A 14,987-nucleotide genomic window follows, 5' to 3' on the forward strand; every position below is an offset into this window, starting at 1 on the left:
GGTGGCGATTCACCCACTTCTTTTTCCTGTCGAATGACACATTTGTGGAGATAAATGTGAAACTAGGTGTAAAGCTGTTAGGGCTGATGAGCTGGGCTTTAATGGCCTCTGGCTGCGCGAATTTATCTGCGGGCAATCTGTTTAGCCATTACAGCAACCAGAATCAAGAAGTTTATCAAGCCGTTGTTGCAGGGGAATATGCCAAAGCAAAACAACTTCAATCAAGTGAAGTGGGTGGCGAGATACTTGGCAATTTTGAAAAAGGTCGCATCTCTTTTCTTGCTGAAGATTACCCAACAAGTTTAAATGCGCTAGAAAGCAGCGATCGTGCTGTACGTGTTCAACAAGATCGAGCGACGGTATCTGTGTCAGACACGGCAACGAGCGTCGGCTCTCTCGCAGTGAACGACAATCTCCAAGACTATCATCCCGCCGATTACGAACTTGGCTTTTTGCACCTGTATCTAGGACTAAATTACTTACAGAAAAACGATTTAGAAGGGGCACTAGTTGAAGTGCGTCGAGCTAATCAAGTTCAGGAAGCAGCAAGAAAGGCGCGTGAAAAAGAGCTAAAAGCAGCAGAGAAAGACCTTAACAAGCAAGGCATGTCTGCCAATTTAGGCAGTGTGTTAGCGAACTACCCTGATGCTGGTAAAAAACTAAGCGCGGTACAAAATGGTTATCTGTTCTATCTTTCTGGCTTGTTATATGAAGCGTCGCGAGACTTAAACAGTGCTTATGTTGATTACCGACGAGCACTCGCTGTAATGCCAGACAACAAGCAAGTTGTGGAAAGCACCTTATACGCTGCTAAGAAGCTGGGCATGCGTGAAGACTTGCGCATGCTAGAGAAGCGGTATGGCGAAGCACCTTCTGGATTAACTCAGTCACAAGGGCGAGTCATCGTTATTGATGAGCAGGGTGTTGTTGAGGCGATGAAAGGGTGGCGTATTGATTTACCGATTTACGACAGTCGCGATAATGGCGCGATTTATTCGTTGGCGCTTCCTTATTATCAGAACCGAGGTGCTCAACGTTTTAGCGATGTTGTTTTAAATGGTCAGGTATTGCCTTCCAGTACGCTGACTGATGTTAATGCGATGGCGCAAAACGATCTTAATGAACGTCTTACTACAATAGTGATCCGTCAAGCTCTTCGTGTTTGGGCAAAAGATCGAATCCGAAAAGAGGCGGCGAAAAAAGGCGATGATGTGGGCAACATACTTTTCAATGTATGGAACACATTGACCGAACAGCCAGATACAAGAAGTTGGCAAACATTGCCAGCGCAAGTGAAAACGGCTTCAAAAATCGTGAAACCGGGAACACAAAGTTTAAACTTGGGTGATCAAACCTATCAGTTTGAAGTGCCTGCACAGCAGACTACATTGGTATGGGTATCTCGTCAGGGAGCACACTCAACCGTGTGGCATAAACAGCTAGGGAGACTGTAATGAAAGCATGGCTTGTTTGTTTAGCAATGGCTATTGGTTTAGTTGGATGCGCCGAAAACACGGCTGGTATTCGAATTGATGGCCAAACGCAAAAAGTATTCTTTAATGATAACGTTTTAGGTAGTCGCTTATTAGTTGACAACATCACCACCACTTACGTTGATGATCGCCCACGAGGAGTCGTGCAGTTGAGTAGCAATTACAAAGGTGATCAGCACATTCTTTACCGATTTTATTGGTATGACAACAATGGTTTAGAAGTGAATACCAAACCTGGTCCGTGGCGAAAAATGATTGTGCGAGGATTTGAGCAAGTCACGTTATCTGAAGTTACTGTGAATCCAAATGGCACAAAATTCCGTGTGCAAATTAGAGAAGCACAAGACGATTAATCTTAACGGCTCTGCCGAAGCTGCCGCGCTAACGATGCGCTGGTATTGAAAAACTAAGGAACTCTCATGAAAAAAAGTATTATTGCTCTTTTAGGTCTTGCCGTCATTTTAGGTGGCTGTTCTAACAAAGTCTCTTACGGCGATGCGCAAGCAACAGAAACCACGACTATCGATTTTGGCTCAACAGATTTACAAAAAATCGCGGCTGAAATGGTGGATAGCATGATGATGTCGGGCTCTGTAGCAGCAATTACTCGTGACCAACGTCCTATCGTTTTTGTTGAGCGAATTAAGAACAAAACCAGTGAACATATTGACACTGAATCCATTACTGACACGATCTCTACTAAGATGTTGAACTCAGGTAAGTTCCGTTTTGTTGATATGGATCGTGTTGAGTCTGTGCGTGAACAACTTAACTTCCAAAACACGGATGAGCTTGTTAACCAAAGCACAGCTATCCAATTTGGTAAAATGGTTGGTGCTCAATACATGCTTTACGGCAACCTATCTAGCATTGTGAAAAATGCAGGTAGCGATAAAGATGTATACTACAAGATGACCATGCGCCTAATGGACCTAGAAACAGGTTTGATTGAGTGGGCGGATGAAACTGAAATTCGTAAAGCGCAATCTAAGAGCCTATTCGGTCTTTAATCGAACAGGGTGGAGAAGTCATCAATGGCATGGTTTTCTTGGCAACAAGCAAAACAGTTAGATCCGAGTCTTAACGCTCTCGATGGCTTCTTTACGGAGCCTCCGGTAAAAGTACAAACTGTTACCGGGGGGCTAACCAACCGCTGTTGGCGGTTGGAATCTTCTCAAGGCCTTGCATACATCTGGCGACCGACCAGTCATGTCTGCAAGGCTTTTTCAATTTCTCGTCACAGTGAATATCAAGTGCTGAATGCAGTCTCTTCATTGGAAATTGGCCCCAAGCCAGTTTTTATTCATGAGCAAGGGTTGCTGGTGGAATGGATAGAAGGAGAGGCACTGACGGAGTCAGGCTTAGCACTAAGCGATTTATTATCCATTGCGGCGAAGATTCATCAATATCCGATAAGCGCAATTCCTTTGGTTCCATTTTCATATATTTCTCGCATCGATCATTATTGGCTTGAGCTTGATGGTCAGTATGTGGGTACGGAGTTTGAGGCTTTGTACATGAAGTGGCGTACGGAACCGAACGTTGCACCTGTTCCGCTTGCCCTATGTCACTTCGATCTGGGGTGTTACAACCTAGTGCGAGGGGAGAGTGGGGTGAAAGTCATTGATTGGGAGTATGCCGGGATTGCTGACCCTAGGCTTGATTTGACCTTAACTATTCAGGTCGCGAATTCGCCTGTGGAAGAAGCGGTAAAGCAGTATTGCCAAATTCGAGGTATCGAAGATGTGTCTCTTTGGCTGAGAGGTGTACATGCTTGGCAACCAAGAACCTTGGTGATGGCGATGCTCTGGTATCTACTTGCCTATAAATTGTGGGGAAATGAACAATACTTAAACAGTGCGTATGAGTTGAAAGGCTCATTGTGTATGGAAGATCACTGTTTTGAGAACTCGTGATATTTTCCCCTTTAACAGTAAGGAAATAGTGGTAGTTTTAATAAAAGTACCAGATACACACAGGGAGAGGTACAGATGATTATTTACTTACACGGCTTTGACAGCACAAGCCCGGGTAACCACGAAAAAGTTCTTCAACTGCAATTTATCGACGACGACGTTCGTTTTATCAATTACAGCACCCTTCACCCAAAGCACGACATGCAACACTTGTTAAAAGAAGTGTCTAAAGTTATCGATCAATCTGATGACCCAAACCCGTTAATCTGTGGGGTAGGTTTAGGTGGTTACTGGTCTGAGCGAATTGGTTTTCTATGCGGTATCAAGCAAGTGATGTTCAACCCGAACTTGCACCCAGAAAAAACGATGGCTGGTCGAATCGATCGCCCAGAAGAGTATGAAGATATCGCAACAAAATGTGTTGATCAGTTCCGAGCGAAAAATCAAGCGCACTGCTTAGTGATTCTCTCTAAAGATGATGAAGTGCATGACAATTCGAAAACGGCAGCTGAGTTAGAAAAACACTATCAAATCATTTGGGATGAAACTCAGTCTCATAAGTTCAAAAAAATCTCTCATCATTTACAAGCGATAAAGGCATTTAAAAATACTTATTAATGTTGAGTGTAGACAGTAAAGCGGCGTTTTTATCGGCTGCTTTGCTGCGATTCCTTCTCTTGAGTATGCCGAGCCACTGTCTCTTTGAAAGGCACATTTTCTTGGTTTAACGCTTTGAATATTGTGTTCTCCTTACCGTTTTCTTACTTCCCTCCTATGTAGCACGAACACCTTGTTGTAGAGTAGTCGAAAAGTAGTCAATCCGTACTCGTTACACGGATTTTGGTTGCCTTCAAAGTTGGTCTCTATATAATGAACCGGACTAAAATAATTTGATAAATATCAAAAAAAATTGAGAGTGAGTAATAAACTTGCCCAAAAAATTCTGGCGTCGTATGCGTACCAGATAAACATGCCAAACCCTGACAAGTCATTGATAGATAAAGAATCAAGGTGAGTGGCAGTTTTTTAATCCAAGTAATTGAGACACCTCTAAGAACCAAGAATTCATCGGTTGGATGGATGCCACAAATGTTTGTGAGTCATGCATCGAGCTGAACCCCATATATTCATTTTTGTAGAGGAAAATCATTGTGACACGCATTATCGTTGTAGGCGGCGGTGCAGGTGGTCTTGAGTTGGCAACTAAGCTTGGTCGAACTCTAGGTCGCAAAAACCGTGCGCAAATTACGCTAGTCGATCGAAAAGCGAGCCACTTGTGGAAGCCATTATTGCATGAGGTTGCTACAGGTTCTTTGGACGAAGGAGTAGATGCACTGAGCTATCGAGCTCATGCAAAAAACCACAGCTTCGACTTCCAAATGGGTAGTCTTCAAGACATCGACCGTGAACGTAAAGTGATCATCTTAAGTGAGCTTAAAGACGAACACGGTGAACTTCTTATGCCAAGCCGTGAGCTAGAATACGACATTCTAGTGATGGCAATTGGCTCGACATCAAACGACTTCAACACGCCTGGCGTTCGTGAAAACTGTATTTTCCTAGACAGCCCTGAGCAAGCACACCGTTTCCGTACAGAAATGAACAACGAGTTCCTAAAGCTGCACGCGAAAAACGGTAACGGTACGGTCGATATTGCTATTGTTGGTGCTGGTGCAACTGGCGTTGAACTATCAGCTGAGTTACATAATGCTGTTAAAGAGCTGCGCACTTATGGCTTCGGTGATCTTGATTCTAGCAAGTTGAACGTCAATCTGATTGAAGCAGGTGAGCGTATTTTACCAGCGTTACCTCCACGTATTTCTTCTGCTGCTCATCAAGAGTTGGTGAAGTTGGGCGTAAACGTGCGCACCGCCACTATGGTGACTAAAGCTGAAAAAGATGGCCTTACTACAAAAGATGGTGAGAAGATCCCAGCTCAAATCATGGTTTGGGCTGCGGGTATCAAAGCTCCAGACTTTATTAAAGATATCGCTGGCTTAGAAACGAACCGTATCAATCAGCTTGTAGTGAAAAACACACTACAGACAACACGAGATGATGACATCTTTGTTATTGGTGACTTAGCACAATGCACCCAGTCTGACGGTTCGTTCGTGCCGCCACGCGCTCAAGCTGCACACCAAATGGCAAGCCAGGCATTTAGTAACATCGTCGCGAAGATCAACGGGCGCGAGTTGAAAGACTACGTATATAAAGATCACGGTTCATTAGTGTCTCTAAGTCGCTTCTCAACCGTTGGTAGTCTGATGGGGAACCTAACTAAAGGGTCGATGATGGTAGAAGGCCGTATTGCTCGTGTCGTTTACATCTCATTGTATCGCATGCACCTAATGGCGTTGCACGGTGTATTCAAAACCGGTCTGATGATGCTCGTCGGCCGCATTAATCGCGTGCTGCGTCCAAACCTTAAGCTGCACTAAGGTTTTAAATCCACTCTGTGTGGATGTGTTGTATCTTAAAAAATGCAGAAGCCACCGCAAGTCGGTGGCTTTTTTTTATGTTAGATCTGTCGGTAAAAGTGAGAACACAACGCCATCTTTAGGCTTACCCTGAAAAATAAACCGGTTTCTGGCGATGGCTTCTTTTTGTGCACCGACGGACTCAATTAAGGCTTGGCTAGCTTCGTTGTCGGGGTCACAAACAATCTCTAGTCGAGTTAAACTTAGCTTTGCGAAGCAGAATTCTGCTAAGGCTTTAACGGCTTCTTGGGCATAGCCTTGCCGTTGATAGCGGTCGGCAACCCAGTAACCAATACTCGCCATATTAAACGTATGATATAACTCATTAACCGCTGCCATTCCAACCAAAGTGTTACTTTGCCGCTCATAGATACCGAAACCAAAAGCCTCAGTTTTGACCCAGTTAAGACGGGTTGCCAACAGAAAGTCCTGCGCGGTTTTCAATGTGACGTTTTTATCACACCAGTCAAGCCATTGGTGCAGCGAAGGGGATTCTGCAAGTAATCGTTGTAGTGAATGTGCTTCTTCAGCAGGGATGAGCTTGAGCGCTAAGCGGGGCGCAATGATTTCAAAGTCTGGACTCATGAACTAATACGACTTCCATGTTGAGTGTAAGTAAATTGAAAGCTGTCTATTTATACTTGAACGCAGCTATTTTCCTTGCTCTGCGTTGGTTAGGAATAACTGAGGTATAGCAGATAAAAACAAAGCGCAGCTTTGCTGCGCTTTGTCGAACTGCTCGTGCTTATCGAACCCGACGAACTTGAATGATCATACCCATCAACGGGTTATCTAGGTAATGAGTCTCGCTGCTACGCATACGACGTTTTTGATCCATTCGATAACTCTTCAGGAATTTCTCTTCGGTTACTGTCGGCGATATTTCTGCCAAGTTACCGACTTGGACGTTACCATCGACTTCACCTAAGTCATCCGCCAATTGCTCAGTTGAGGTTGGTTCAAAACGCACCTCTCTAACACTTGGTTCGCGCAGATCTAGTGTTGTTTCGGCGAAGAGGTAATGCTGTACGTATATTTGGAATCGACCATCTAGTTCATATAAAGGACCATTGACCGTCTCTTCACTGTAACCGTCGCTGGAAAATGTTTGATTGCCATTGATTGGGCGGCCATCTGCTTGATAAGAATCAGAGAAATCTCGCCCGCCAACGATGCGGAAAATTGGGGCGCTAGATTTACCTCGGTCACCTTGACGCCAGGCTACGTGTTTAAGCACTTTAAAGCCGGCATGATTATTTAGTGCCGCTTCTTGCGCGTTGAGACGGAAAGAAGAACTTGGCAAAAGTGTCACGCCTTTAGAGCGGCGGTAGGATTCACTCTCTAGGCTACCGACATTTTCCATATCGATTTTTGGCAGTTGATTCGGCCAAGATTCTGTTGTGCTTTCAGCGTCGACTGCTCGCTTGAAAATGATCACTTCAATATCAAATTGGCGCTGTGCCCAAGAGGGCATTGAGACACATAGAAGCAATAACGGGATCAGTATTCTCATTCGACTATTAGCTCGTTGGTAATAAATTCTGTTTAAAATCATTCAGTAAGTCTTGAACAAACTGAATGCGTTTACGTCGGTCCACCAATGGTACGCTAAACTTGAACTTAGTTGGACCTTCCATTGCAAATTTTTGCGGCTGTGATTGCAGCAGTTTAACTAAATACGCTGGATTTATGTCAGCATCAGGGTAAAACTCGATAAATCCACCTTTATCATGGGCTTCTATCTTTTTCGCTTTTAAACTACCAGCCGAAATTTTCAATTCTGAGACGGCAAGTAAGTTCTTTGTTGCGTCTGGAAGCAGACCAAAGCGATCAATCAGTTCCACTTTTAGCTCTGATAGTTCATCACTGCTTGTGACACTCGCAATGCGTTTGTACATCGACAGTCGTGTGTTTACATCCGGAATGTAATCATCTGGTAAGAGCGCTGGGATTCGCATTTCCACTTCAGTTTGCTCACGAAGCAGCTCATCCAAAGATGGCTCCTTGCCTTCTTTTAATGCTTGCACTGCTTGTTCCAGCATTTCCATATAAAGTGTAAAACCAACGGATTGAATTTGCCCACTTTGCTCATCACCAAGCAGCTCACCAGCACCACGGATTTCTAAATCGTGGGTTGCTAACGTAAAGCCAGCACCTAAGTCTTCCAGTGAAGCAATCGCATCAAGACGCTTGATGGCATCTTTGGTCATGGCTTTTGGATGTGGCGTTAATAAGTAAGCATAGGCCTGATGGTGTGAACGTCCAACACGGCCACGCAATTGATGCAACTGCGCCAAGCCAAGATTGTCCGCACGATCCATGATTATGGTATTTGCCGTTGGTACGTCGATACCGGTTTCGATGATGGTTGTACACACCAACACATTAAAGCGCTGATGGTAGAAGTCATTCATGATTCGCTCAAGTTCGCGCTCGCGCATTTGACCATGAGCCACGGTAATGCGTGCCTCTGGGATGAGTTTCTGTAAGTCTTCTGCCGTTTTTTCAATGGTTTCAACTTGATTGTGCAGGAAGTAAACCTGACCACCACGCATAATTTCACGCAGTACCGCTTCACGGACCACTGGCTCTTCTTTTTGTCGAACAAAGGTTTTAATGGCTAAACGGCGTGCAGGAGGTGTCGCGATGATCGACAGGTCTCGCATGCCACTCATTGCCATATTCAGTGTGCGTGGAATTGGTGTTGCGGTGAGGGTAAGAATGTCCACATCCGCACGCATTGCTTTGACTTTTTCTTTTTGACGAACCCCAAAGCGGTGTTCCTCATCAACGATCAACAAACCTAAATCTTTGAATTTAATGTCGCTCGAAAGCAGCTTATGCGTACCAACGACAATATCGACTTTACCATCGGCAACGTCTTGCAAAATGACTTTTTGTTCTTTGGCAGATTTAAAACGAGACAGTACTTCAACTCGGATTGGTAAGTTGGCAAAACGGTCACGGAAGTTTTCGAAATGCTGCTGAGCAAGCAAGGTTGTTGGTACGAGTACAGCGACCTGTTTACTGTTATCCGTTGCGATAAATGCTGCGCGCATAGCGACTTCCGTTTTACCAAAGCCCACGTCACCACACACTAAGCGATCCATCGCTTTTGCCTGGCACATGTCTGACAATACGGCATTGATGGCCATCGCTTGGTCATCTGTTTCTTCAAACGGGAATGTTGCTTTAAATGTTGCGTATTGCCCACGATCTAGCTCAAATTTGAAGCCAGGTTTTAATTCTCGTTTAGCATACACATCCAGCAATTCTGCCGCGACATCACGCACTTTTTCTGCCGCTTTACGACGTGCTTTTGCCCACGCTTCACCACCTAATTTATGCAGTGGCGCACTCTCTTCAGCGCCGCCAGAATAACGGCTGATAAGATTCAGTGATGAAACTGGCACGTAGAGCTTGGCATCGTTTTGATACTCAAGGGTGACGTATTCCGTTTTCATGCCACCAGCTTCAAGTGTTTGTAAACCGATGTAGCGGCCAATACCGTGATCAATATGAACCACAGGTTGACCGGGTTTTAGTTCCGCAAGATGGCGAATAACGGTGTCACTGTTGACGGCTTTTTTATCTTTGCGGCGTCGCTGGATAACACGGTCACCGAGTAGATCACTTTCACAGATCAGAGCGAAGTTCAGCTCTTCGTGAATGAAACCATGCTCTGCTGCGCCTAAGATCAAGCTGAATCGATCACCCGAGTCTAGAGCTTGGTAAAGTGAGCCATGTACGACTGGCCGAACTTTGATGCCTTGCAACAGCTCCGTTAGTGCTTCACGACGACCTTCTGACTCTACCGAGAAAACGATTTTGCCGCTGAATTGCTCACTAAACTGACGAAGGCGCGAGAGCGGCTCTTTATTTTGTTGTTGAACGCCAAGCTCGGCTAACGATTGTACTGGTAGGTTTTGCCGACCGGCACGCTTAACCACTTTATCTAGGCTCAATTGAGCGATAGGGAGCTGTTTTAGTTGACTGAAAAGTTCGTCTTTTTTCAACCAAAGCTGTTCAGGAGTCAAAAGAGGACGCAGCGGATCAACTTTTTTCTGGTCGTATCGATATTCGACATCGGTTAAGAAAGTATCGACCGCAGATTCGATATCACCATATGTGATGACTTGAGAGTCTTCTGGAAAATATTCAAATAAAGTCTCGGTATGGTCAAAAAACAGCGGCTGCCAATACTCAATACCAGCGGGCCACGTGCCTTTGGTCACTTGCATGTAGATTGATTCAGGCTCGCGGCGTGCGTCGAACTGGGTGCGCCAACGTGTACGGAAATCTTCAATCGCTTCTTTAGTGGTTGGGAACTCATGTGCAGGCAGCAATTGGATTTGCTGAATATCGTCGATAGAGCGTTGGTTCTCTGGATCAAACGTGCGAATGGTATCTATTTCATCATCAAAGAAGTCGATGCGGTACGGGTCATTGCTGCCCATAGGAAAGAGATCCAGAATAGACCCACGACTTGCATATTCACCTGGTCCAAATACTTGATCTACATGGCGGTAGCCAGAATTTTCAAGTTGTACACGTAACTTCTCTAGCGAGAGCCGATCACCAGTTTTCACCATTAAAGTGTGTTGCAACAGAAAATCACGTGGCGATTGGCGTTGCAATACTGTACTGACCGGGACGATGGTTATGCCATCACGTTGACTTGGCAGTTGGTATAGGCGAGCGATACGTTCAGAGATGATTTCTTGATGCGGAGAAAAGTTATCGTAAGGCAGCGTTTCCCAGTCGGGGAACAGGCTTACCGTTTGGTCGGTGAATTGCTCAATCTCTGCCTGAAGCTTTAAAGCGATTTGCGGGTCAGGCACAACGAGTAGCGAGTGACTCGAATGCTGTTTGGCTAGCTCTGCAATGGCTAGAGGTAGAGCTGCGCCCGGCAAATTACCTAGCTGTTTTTTGTCGCCACGCTCTGAAGGGTTGGTGACGGAAAGAATCGTTGCTTTTGTCATAGGAATTATTTTTTATCTCGCTCCATCGAGCGCTGACGTAAAAGTTTTTGTTGTTGATACAGTGCCGCCTTTATCAGTAAATCTTGATCAGATTCTCGGAGCATCTTGTATCTAAGCGTGATAATGAAATCTTGCTCTGAAGCATCACATTCTTCTACTTGAGCGTAACAGTAAATCGCCGCAGCAGGGTGATCGAGGAACAGTTTAACACGAACGAGTTGTTGAGTAGTTAACGCTGTATCTGAGCGGAAACTGAGTTGACTAGCACCAAACTGCGTCGTTTGATAGCGAATGGAGGCGTCATCTTGTTGTGAAAGCATAAAGCTCAACAAGAGGTTAAGTTTCGCGTTTTGCGTATCAAGCAAGTTGATCACATGCTTTAACTCTTTGTTTTTCAGCTCTAGACGCGCGTTGTCTGCCAACATATCTAAGTGACTAAATTCACTGGCGACAATAAATGGTGCTGGAATTTCGGAGACAAACGTTTCTTCATCTGGCAAAGCAAAGTCCTCACTTAACGTTTCGACGTTGATGGTGAGGTTATGATGGACGGTAAAGTATTCTTGCTCTGTCATATAGTCGATCCTTTTGCCAGTGAGCGCTCCCTGTTCACTCAACAAACAAAGAGAAATAGGGCACTGATTATCGCTAACTGAATGAAGTTATCAAGTTTAGCCGATTTGTCCTTGAACTTTTTGCCCTAAATACAGACTTATTGCATGTCGTTGACAAATTTAGCGATTCTCTTGTCTTCTTAATGAGAAGAGTAAGGTAAGATAATCCGCTAAAGCTTTATATCAAAACAACCAGTTGGTTTGTCTTATATGTATCATCCTATCTCATTGTTTATTGGCTTAAGGTATCTTCGGGGACGCTCTGGAGATAGGTTCAGCCGATTTGTTTCTTATATGTCGACGGCGGGTATTACGATCGGTGTAATGGCGTTGGTGACGGTTCTTTCTGTGATGAACGGGTTTGAATCGCAGTTAAAAGAACGCATTTTAGGTGTGCTACCTCATGCCGTTGTTTCGCAACACGATGGAAAAACGCCTATGACCGAGTCTGCTCCTCCATTTGTTCAAGCGATGTCGAGTGAATCCCAGCCGGAGCCTATCGTTAGAGGAGAGGCTGTTATTCAGAGTTCTGCACAGCTGACGGCTGGTTACCTCATCGGTATTGAACCTAAGAAAGGCGATCCGATTAGCAACCATTTGATTGCCGGACGATTATCGTCACTTCAAGCAGGTGACTACAATGTATTTTTGGGTCACAGTTTGGCGCGTTCACTAAAGGTCTCAATCGGGGATAAAGTGCGCTTGATGGTGACCAACGCAACGCAGTTTACCCCACTTGGCCGTATTCCTAGCCAGCGAAACTTTACTGTCTCAGGCATTTTCAATACGGGATCGGACGTTGATGGTCAATTAATGATTGTGAACATGACGGATGCATCTAAGCTGATGCGTTTCCCTAAAGACACGGTTTCTGGTTGGCGTGTCTTTTTCTCTGACCCATTTATGGTGACGGATTTTGCTGACCAACCCATGCCTGATGGATGGGAATGGAGTGATTGGCGCGAACAGCGTGGTGAGCTTTTCCAAGCGGTGAAAATGGAAAAGAACATGATGGGACTTATGCTAGGTCTAATTGTGGGTGTCGCTGCATTCAATATTATCTCCGCTTTAATCATGGTGGTAATGGAGAAGCAATCAGAAGTCGCAATATTGAAAACTCAAGGCATGACTCAATCTCAAGTGATGACCATTTTCATGGTGCAAGGTGCAAGCAGTGGTGTAATTGGCGCGATTGTTGGTGGCGCTGCGGGCGTGATCTTGTCACTTAATCTAAATGCGATTCTTGAATCTGCTGGTGTGGCGCTATTCAGCTTTGGTGGTCATCTACCCATCTTGATTGATTCACTGCAAATTCTTTTAGTGGTGGTGTTGGCGATTGCTCTTAGCCTTGCTGCTACGCTTTATCCTTCTTATCGAGCATCTTCTGTTAAACCTGCTGAGGCACTTCGCTATGAATAAGCTATTAGAATGTCGTGATATTCGTAAAGTCTACCGAGAGGGTTCGTTAGATACGGAAGTGTTGAAAGGCGTAAGTTTCGATATCGACAAAGGGGAGTTGGTTTCTATTGTTGGCTCTTCTGGTTCGGGAAAAAGTACCTTATTGCATATTTTAGGTGCGTTAGATGACGCAACTCATGGTGAAGTTGATTTTCTAGGGCAAAACCTATCAGCTTTGAGCTCGAACAAACAGGCGGCATTACGCAACAAGCACCTTGGTTTTGTATACCAGTTTCATCACTTGTTGGCTGACTTTACTGCGCTTGAAAATGTGGCGATGCCACTGATGATTGGCGGTGCTAAAGTAGCGGATGCAAAACAGGCGGCTAAAGCGCTGTTAGATAAAGTTGGTTTGAGTCATCGGATGCAACATAGACCCTCCGAGTTATCGGGCGGTGAGCGTCAGCGTGTTGCGATTGCGCGTGCATTGGTGAATAAACCTGATCTGGTCTTGGCTGATGAACCTACGGGGAACTTAGATCACAATACGGCACTGTCTATCTATGATTTGATGCGCGAGCTCAATAAAGAGTCAAACATTGCATTTTTGGTTGTCACGCATGACAAAGAGCTGGCAGCAAAAATGGATCGTCAAATGCACATGCAAGATGGTTTGCTCGTAGATCGTTTTGTGACTGATACAGCATCTGCGGAGGGCTAGTTTTGTTTACCTCTTTAGCTTTGATGATTGGTGGTCGCTTCAGTCGAGCGAAAAAGCGCAACAAGATGGTGTCTTTCATATCGCTTTCGTCGACCATTGGTATTGCGGTTGGCGTTGCTGTGATCATTATCGGTTTGTCTGCAATGAATGGCTTTGAGCGCGAGCTGCAATCGCGTGTGTTGTCTGTGATTCCACACGGCGAGTTAGAAGGTGTTAATGGACCACTTCATGACTACACCAAAACGATGAATCAAGCTCTAAAACATGAACATGTTGTTGCGGCAGCACCGTATGTTCGTTTTACGGGCTTGGCAGAAAAAGGCAGTAAGTTAAAAGCGATAGAAGTTCGTGGCGTAGAGCCTACTTTCGAGCAAGCGGTGTCGAGCTTATCGAATTTTATTGACCAAGCAGCTTGGCAAAACTTTTATGCCGGTCAGCAGCAAGTGATCTTAGGCCGAGGTGTAGCAAACGAGCTAAATGTCGCCGTGGGGGATTACGTTACGTTGATGATTCCGCAAACAGGCGGCGCAAATAAAGTGCAGGCTCCTAAGCGTGTGCGCGTGAAGGTGTCAGGGTTCTTAACGTTGAATGGCCAAATAGACCACTCTCTAGCGTTAGTACCATTAGCGGATGCTCAGCAATATGCGAGATTAGGGGAAGGGGTCACTGGCATTTCACTAAAAACGGACGATGTTCTCAATGCGCCTTCTATTGTTCGCGAGGTTGGTAGCATGGTTGATGTTTATGTGTATTTGAAAAGCTGGCAGCAAAAGTTTGGTTTTTTGTATCGCGATATTCAGCTCGTGCGCACCATTATGTACTTGGTGATGGTACTGGTGATTGGCGTGGCATGTTTTAATATTGTGTCTACGTTGATGATGGCAGTGAAAGACCGAGCGGCGGAAATTGCAATTTTGCGAACAATGGGAGCAAAAGATAGCCTAATCAAACGGATCTTTGTTTGGCAAGGTGTATTCTCTGGTGTATTTGGCAGTCTCGTCGGCAGTGTTATCGGTGTCTTAGTGGCGTTAAATCTGACCCCGTTAATTAAAGGGTTAGAGAGCTTAATTGGTCATCAGTTTTTATCGGGTGATATTTACTTCGTCGACTTCTTACCATCACAACTACACTGGCCAGATGTGGCATTGGTGTCAGTGACGGCGATAGTGCTTAGTTTACTTGCGACGTGGTATCCCGCTTCTCGTGCCGCAAGGTTGAATCCGGCGGCTGTACTGAGTTCTAAATAGCTGATTGTTTTACAATATGCGAAAAAAAAAGGACCGAATTCGGTCCTTTTTTTGTATTTTGTGCCGTCCTAAATAAGGTTGACACTTTCCACCCCCCAAAATTGGAGAGTGTTATGAAATCAACAACTAAAAGAAC

13 protein-coding genes are annotated in these 14,987 nt (G+C 45.0%); 9 read left to right on the forward strand and 4 right to left on the reverse strand.

All coding sequences use genetic code 11. The features are described 5' to 3' along the window. The first annotated feature begins 56 nt into the window (after positions 1 to 56). From R7E51_RS21310 to R7E51_RS21335, 6 genes are all read left to right on the forward strand, one after another. A complete protein-coding gene (locus R7E51_RS21310) occupies positions 57 to 1,454 on the forward strand; it encodes a COG3014 family protein (RefSeq protein WP_206958517.1) in 1,398 nt (465 codons plus the stop codon). Continuing rightward, the gene (locus R7E51_RS21315) at positions 1,454 to 1,846 is read left to right on the forward strand and encodes a YcfL family protein (protein ID WP_005378469.1); all 393 of its coding nucleotides are present in this window, start codon (positions 1,454 to 1,456) and stop codon (positions 1,844 to 1,846) included. Before R7E51_RS21310 ends, R7E51_RS21315 begins: the two co-directional genes overlap by 1 nt. 66 nt (positions 1,847 to 1,912) lie before the next feature. Beyond that, on the forward strand, positions 1,913 to 2,503 hold the full coding sequence (gene lpoB, locus R7E51_RS21320) for a penicillin-binding protein activator LpoB (RefSeq protein WP_005378467.1): 591 nt from the start codon (positions 1,913 to 1,915) through the stop codon (positions 2,501 to 2,503). A gap of 24 nt (positions 2,504 to 2,527) precedes the next feature. Beyond that, positions 2,528 to 3,409, forward strand: coding sequence for a thiamine kinase (thiK, locus tag R7E51_RS21325; RefSeq protein ID WP_206958518.1), 882 nt, complete (start codon positions 2,528 to 2,530; stop codon positions 3,407 to 3,409). Positions 3,410 to 3,484: 75 nt separating this feature from the next. Beyond that, positions 3,485 to 4,027 carry an alpha/beta hydrolase YcfP gene (gene ycfP / locus R7E51_RS21330; protein WP_005378464.1) on the forward strand — a complete coding sequence of 181 codons (543 nt, stop codon included), beginning with the start codon at positions 3,485 to 3,487 and terminating at the stop codon, positions 4,025 to 4,027. A gap of 533 nt (positions 4,028 to 4,560) precedes the next feature. Further along, a complete protein-coding gene (locus R7E51_RS21335; RefSeq protein WP_005378463.1) occupies positions 4,561 to 5,850 on the forward strand; it encodes an NAD(P)/FAD-dependent oxidoreductase in 1,290 nt (429 codons plus the stop codon). Positions 5,851 to 5,925: 75 nt separating this feature from the next. Here the strand turns inward: R7E51_RS21335 and R7E51_RS21340 are convergent, their stop codons facing one another. The 4 genes from R7E51_RS21340 to R7E51_RS21355 all read right to left on the reverse strand — a co-directional run bounded on the left by R7E51_RS21340 (position 5,926) and on the right by R7E51_RS21355 (position 11,446). Next, positions 5,926 to 6,474, reverse strand: a complete 549-nt coding sequence (locus R7E51_RS21340; protein WP_005387823.1) for a GNAT family N-acetyltransferase — start codon at positions 6,472 to 6,474, stop codon at positions 5,926 to 5,928. Positions 6,475 to 6,634: 160 nt separating this feature from the next. Beyond that, positions 6,635 to 7,402: a peptidoglycan binding protein CsiV gene (locus R7E51_RS21345; RefSeq protein ID WP_021707672.1), complete on the reverse strand. Its 768-nt coding sequence runs from the start codon at positions 7,400 to 7,402 to the stop codon at positions 6,635 to 6,637. A 7-nt stretch (positions 7,403 to 7,409) separates the two neighbouring features. Next, positions 7,410 to 10,871, reverse strand: coding sequence for a transcription-repair coupling factor (gene mfd, locus R7E51_RS21350; protein ID WP_206958519.1), 3,462 nt, complete (start codon positions 10,869 to 10,871; stop codon positions 7,410 to 7,412). A 5-nt stretch (positions 10,872 to 10,876) separates the two neighbouring features. Then, on the reverse strand, positions 10,877 to 11,446 hold the full coding sequence (locus R7E51_RS21355; RefSeq protein ID WP_025766933.1) for a hypothetical protein: 570 nt from the start codon (positions 11,444 to 11,446) through the stop codon (positions 10,877 to 10,879). Positions 11,447 to 11,695: 249 nt separating this feature from the next. Between R7E51_RS21355 and lolC the strand changes: the two genes are divergently transcribed. Genes lolC through lolE form a run of 3 tightly spaced genes read left to right on the forward strand, consistent with a single transcriptional unit; the run spans position 11,696 to position 14,851 of the window. Continuing rightward, a complete protein-coding gene (gene lolC, locus R7E51_RS21360; protein ID WP_031778997.1) occupies positions 11,696 to 12,904 on the forward strand; it encodes a lipoprotein-releasing ABC transporter permease subunit LolC in 1,209 nt (402 codons plus the stop codon). Next, complete coding sequence (lolD, locus tag R7E51_RS21365) at positions 12,897 to 13,604, forward strand: lipoprotein-releasing ABC transporter ATP-binding protein LolD (RefSeq protein ID WP_005378457.1); 708 nt, start codon at positions 12,897 to 12,899, stop codon at positions 13,602 to 13,604. The genes lolC and lolD overlap by 8 nt, the downstream gene beginning before the upstream one ends. A 2-nt stretch (positions 13,605 to 13,606) precedes the next feature. Continuing rightward, a complete protein-coding gene (gene lolE, locus R7E51_RS21370) occupies positions 13,607 to 14,851 on the forward strand; it encodes a lipoprotein-releasing ABC transporter permease subunit LolE (RefSeq protein ID WP_064376276.1) in 1,245 nt (414 codons plus the stop codon). Positions 14,852 to 14,987 lie beyond the last annotated feature (136 nt).

The sequence above is a fragment of the Vibrio sp. Vb1166 genome (genome assembly GCF_033338695.1).
GTDB lineage: Bacteria > Pseudomonadota > Gammaproteobacteria > Enterobacterales > Vibrionaceae > Vibrio > Vibrio alginolyticus.

What these genes read in the sequence shown, in the direction of transcription:
- R7E51_RS21315 (WP_005378469.1), top strand. Translation starts at nt 1,454, where the DNA reads ATGAAAGCATGGCTTGTTTGTTTAGCAATGGCTATTGGTTTAGTTGGA.
- lpoB (WP_005378467.1), top strand. Translation starts at nt 1,913, where the DNA reads ATGAAAAAAAGTATTATTGCTCTTTTAGGTCTTGCCGTCATTTTAGGT.
- thiK (WP_206958518.1), top strand. Translation starts at nt 2,528, where the DNA reads ATGGCATGGTTTTCTTGGCAACAAGCAAAACAGTTAGATCCGAGTCTT.
- ycfP (WP_005378464.1), top strand. Translation starts at nt 3,485, where the DNA reads ATGATTATTTACTTACACGGCTTTGACAGCACAAGCCCGGGTAACCAC.
- R7E51_RS21340 (WP_005387823.1), bottom strand. Translation starts at nt 6,474, where the DNA reads ATGAGTCCAGACTTTGAAATCATTGCGCCCCGCTTAGCGCTCAAGCTC.
- R7E51_RS21345 (WP_021707672.1), bottom strand. Translation starts at nt 7,402, where the DNA reads ATGAGAATACTGATCCCGTTATTGCTTCTATGTGTCTCAATGCCCTCT.
- mfd (WP_206958519.1), bottom strand. Translation starts at nt 10,871, where the DNA reads ATGACAAAAGCAACGATTCTTTCCGTCACCAACCCTTCAGAGCGTGGC.
- R7E51_RS21355 (WP_025766933.1), bottom strand. Translation starts at nt 11,446, where the DNA reads ATGACAGAGCAAGAATACTTTACCGTCCATCATAACCTCACCATCAAC.
- lolC (WP_031778997.1), top strand. Translation starts at nt 11,696, where the DNA reads ATGTATCATCCTATCTCATTGTTTATTGGCTTAAGGTATCTTCGGGGA.
- lolD (WP_005378457.1), top strand. Translation starts at nt 12,897, where the DNA reads ATGAATAAGCTATTAGAATGTCGTGATATTCGTAAAGTCTACCGAGAG.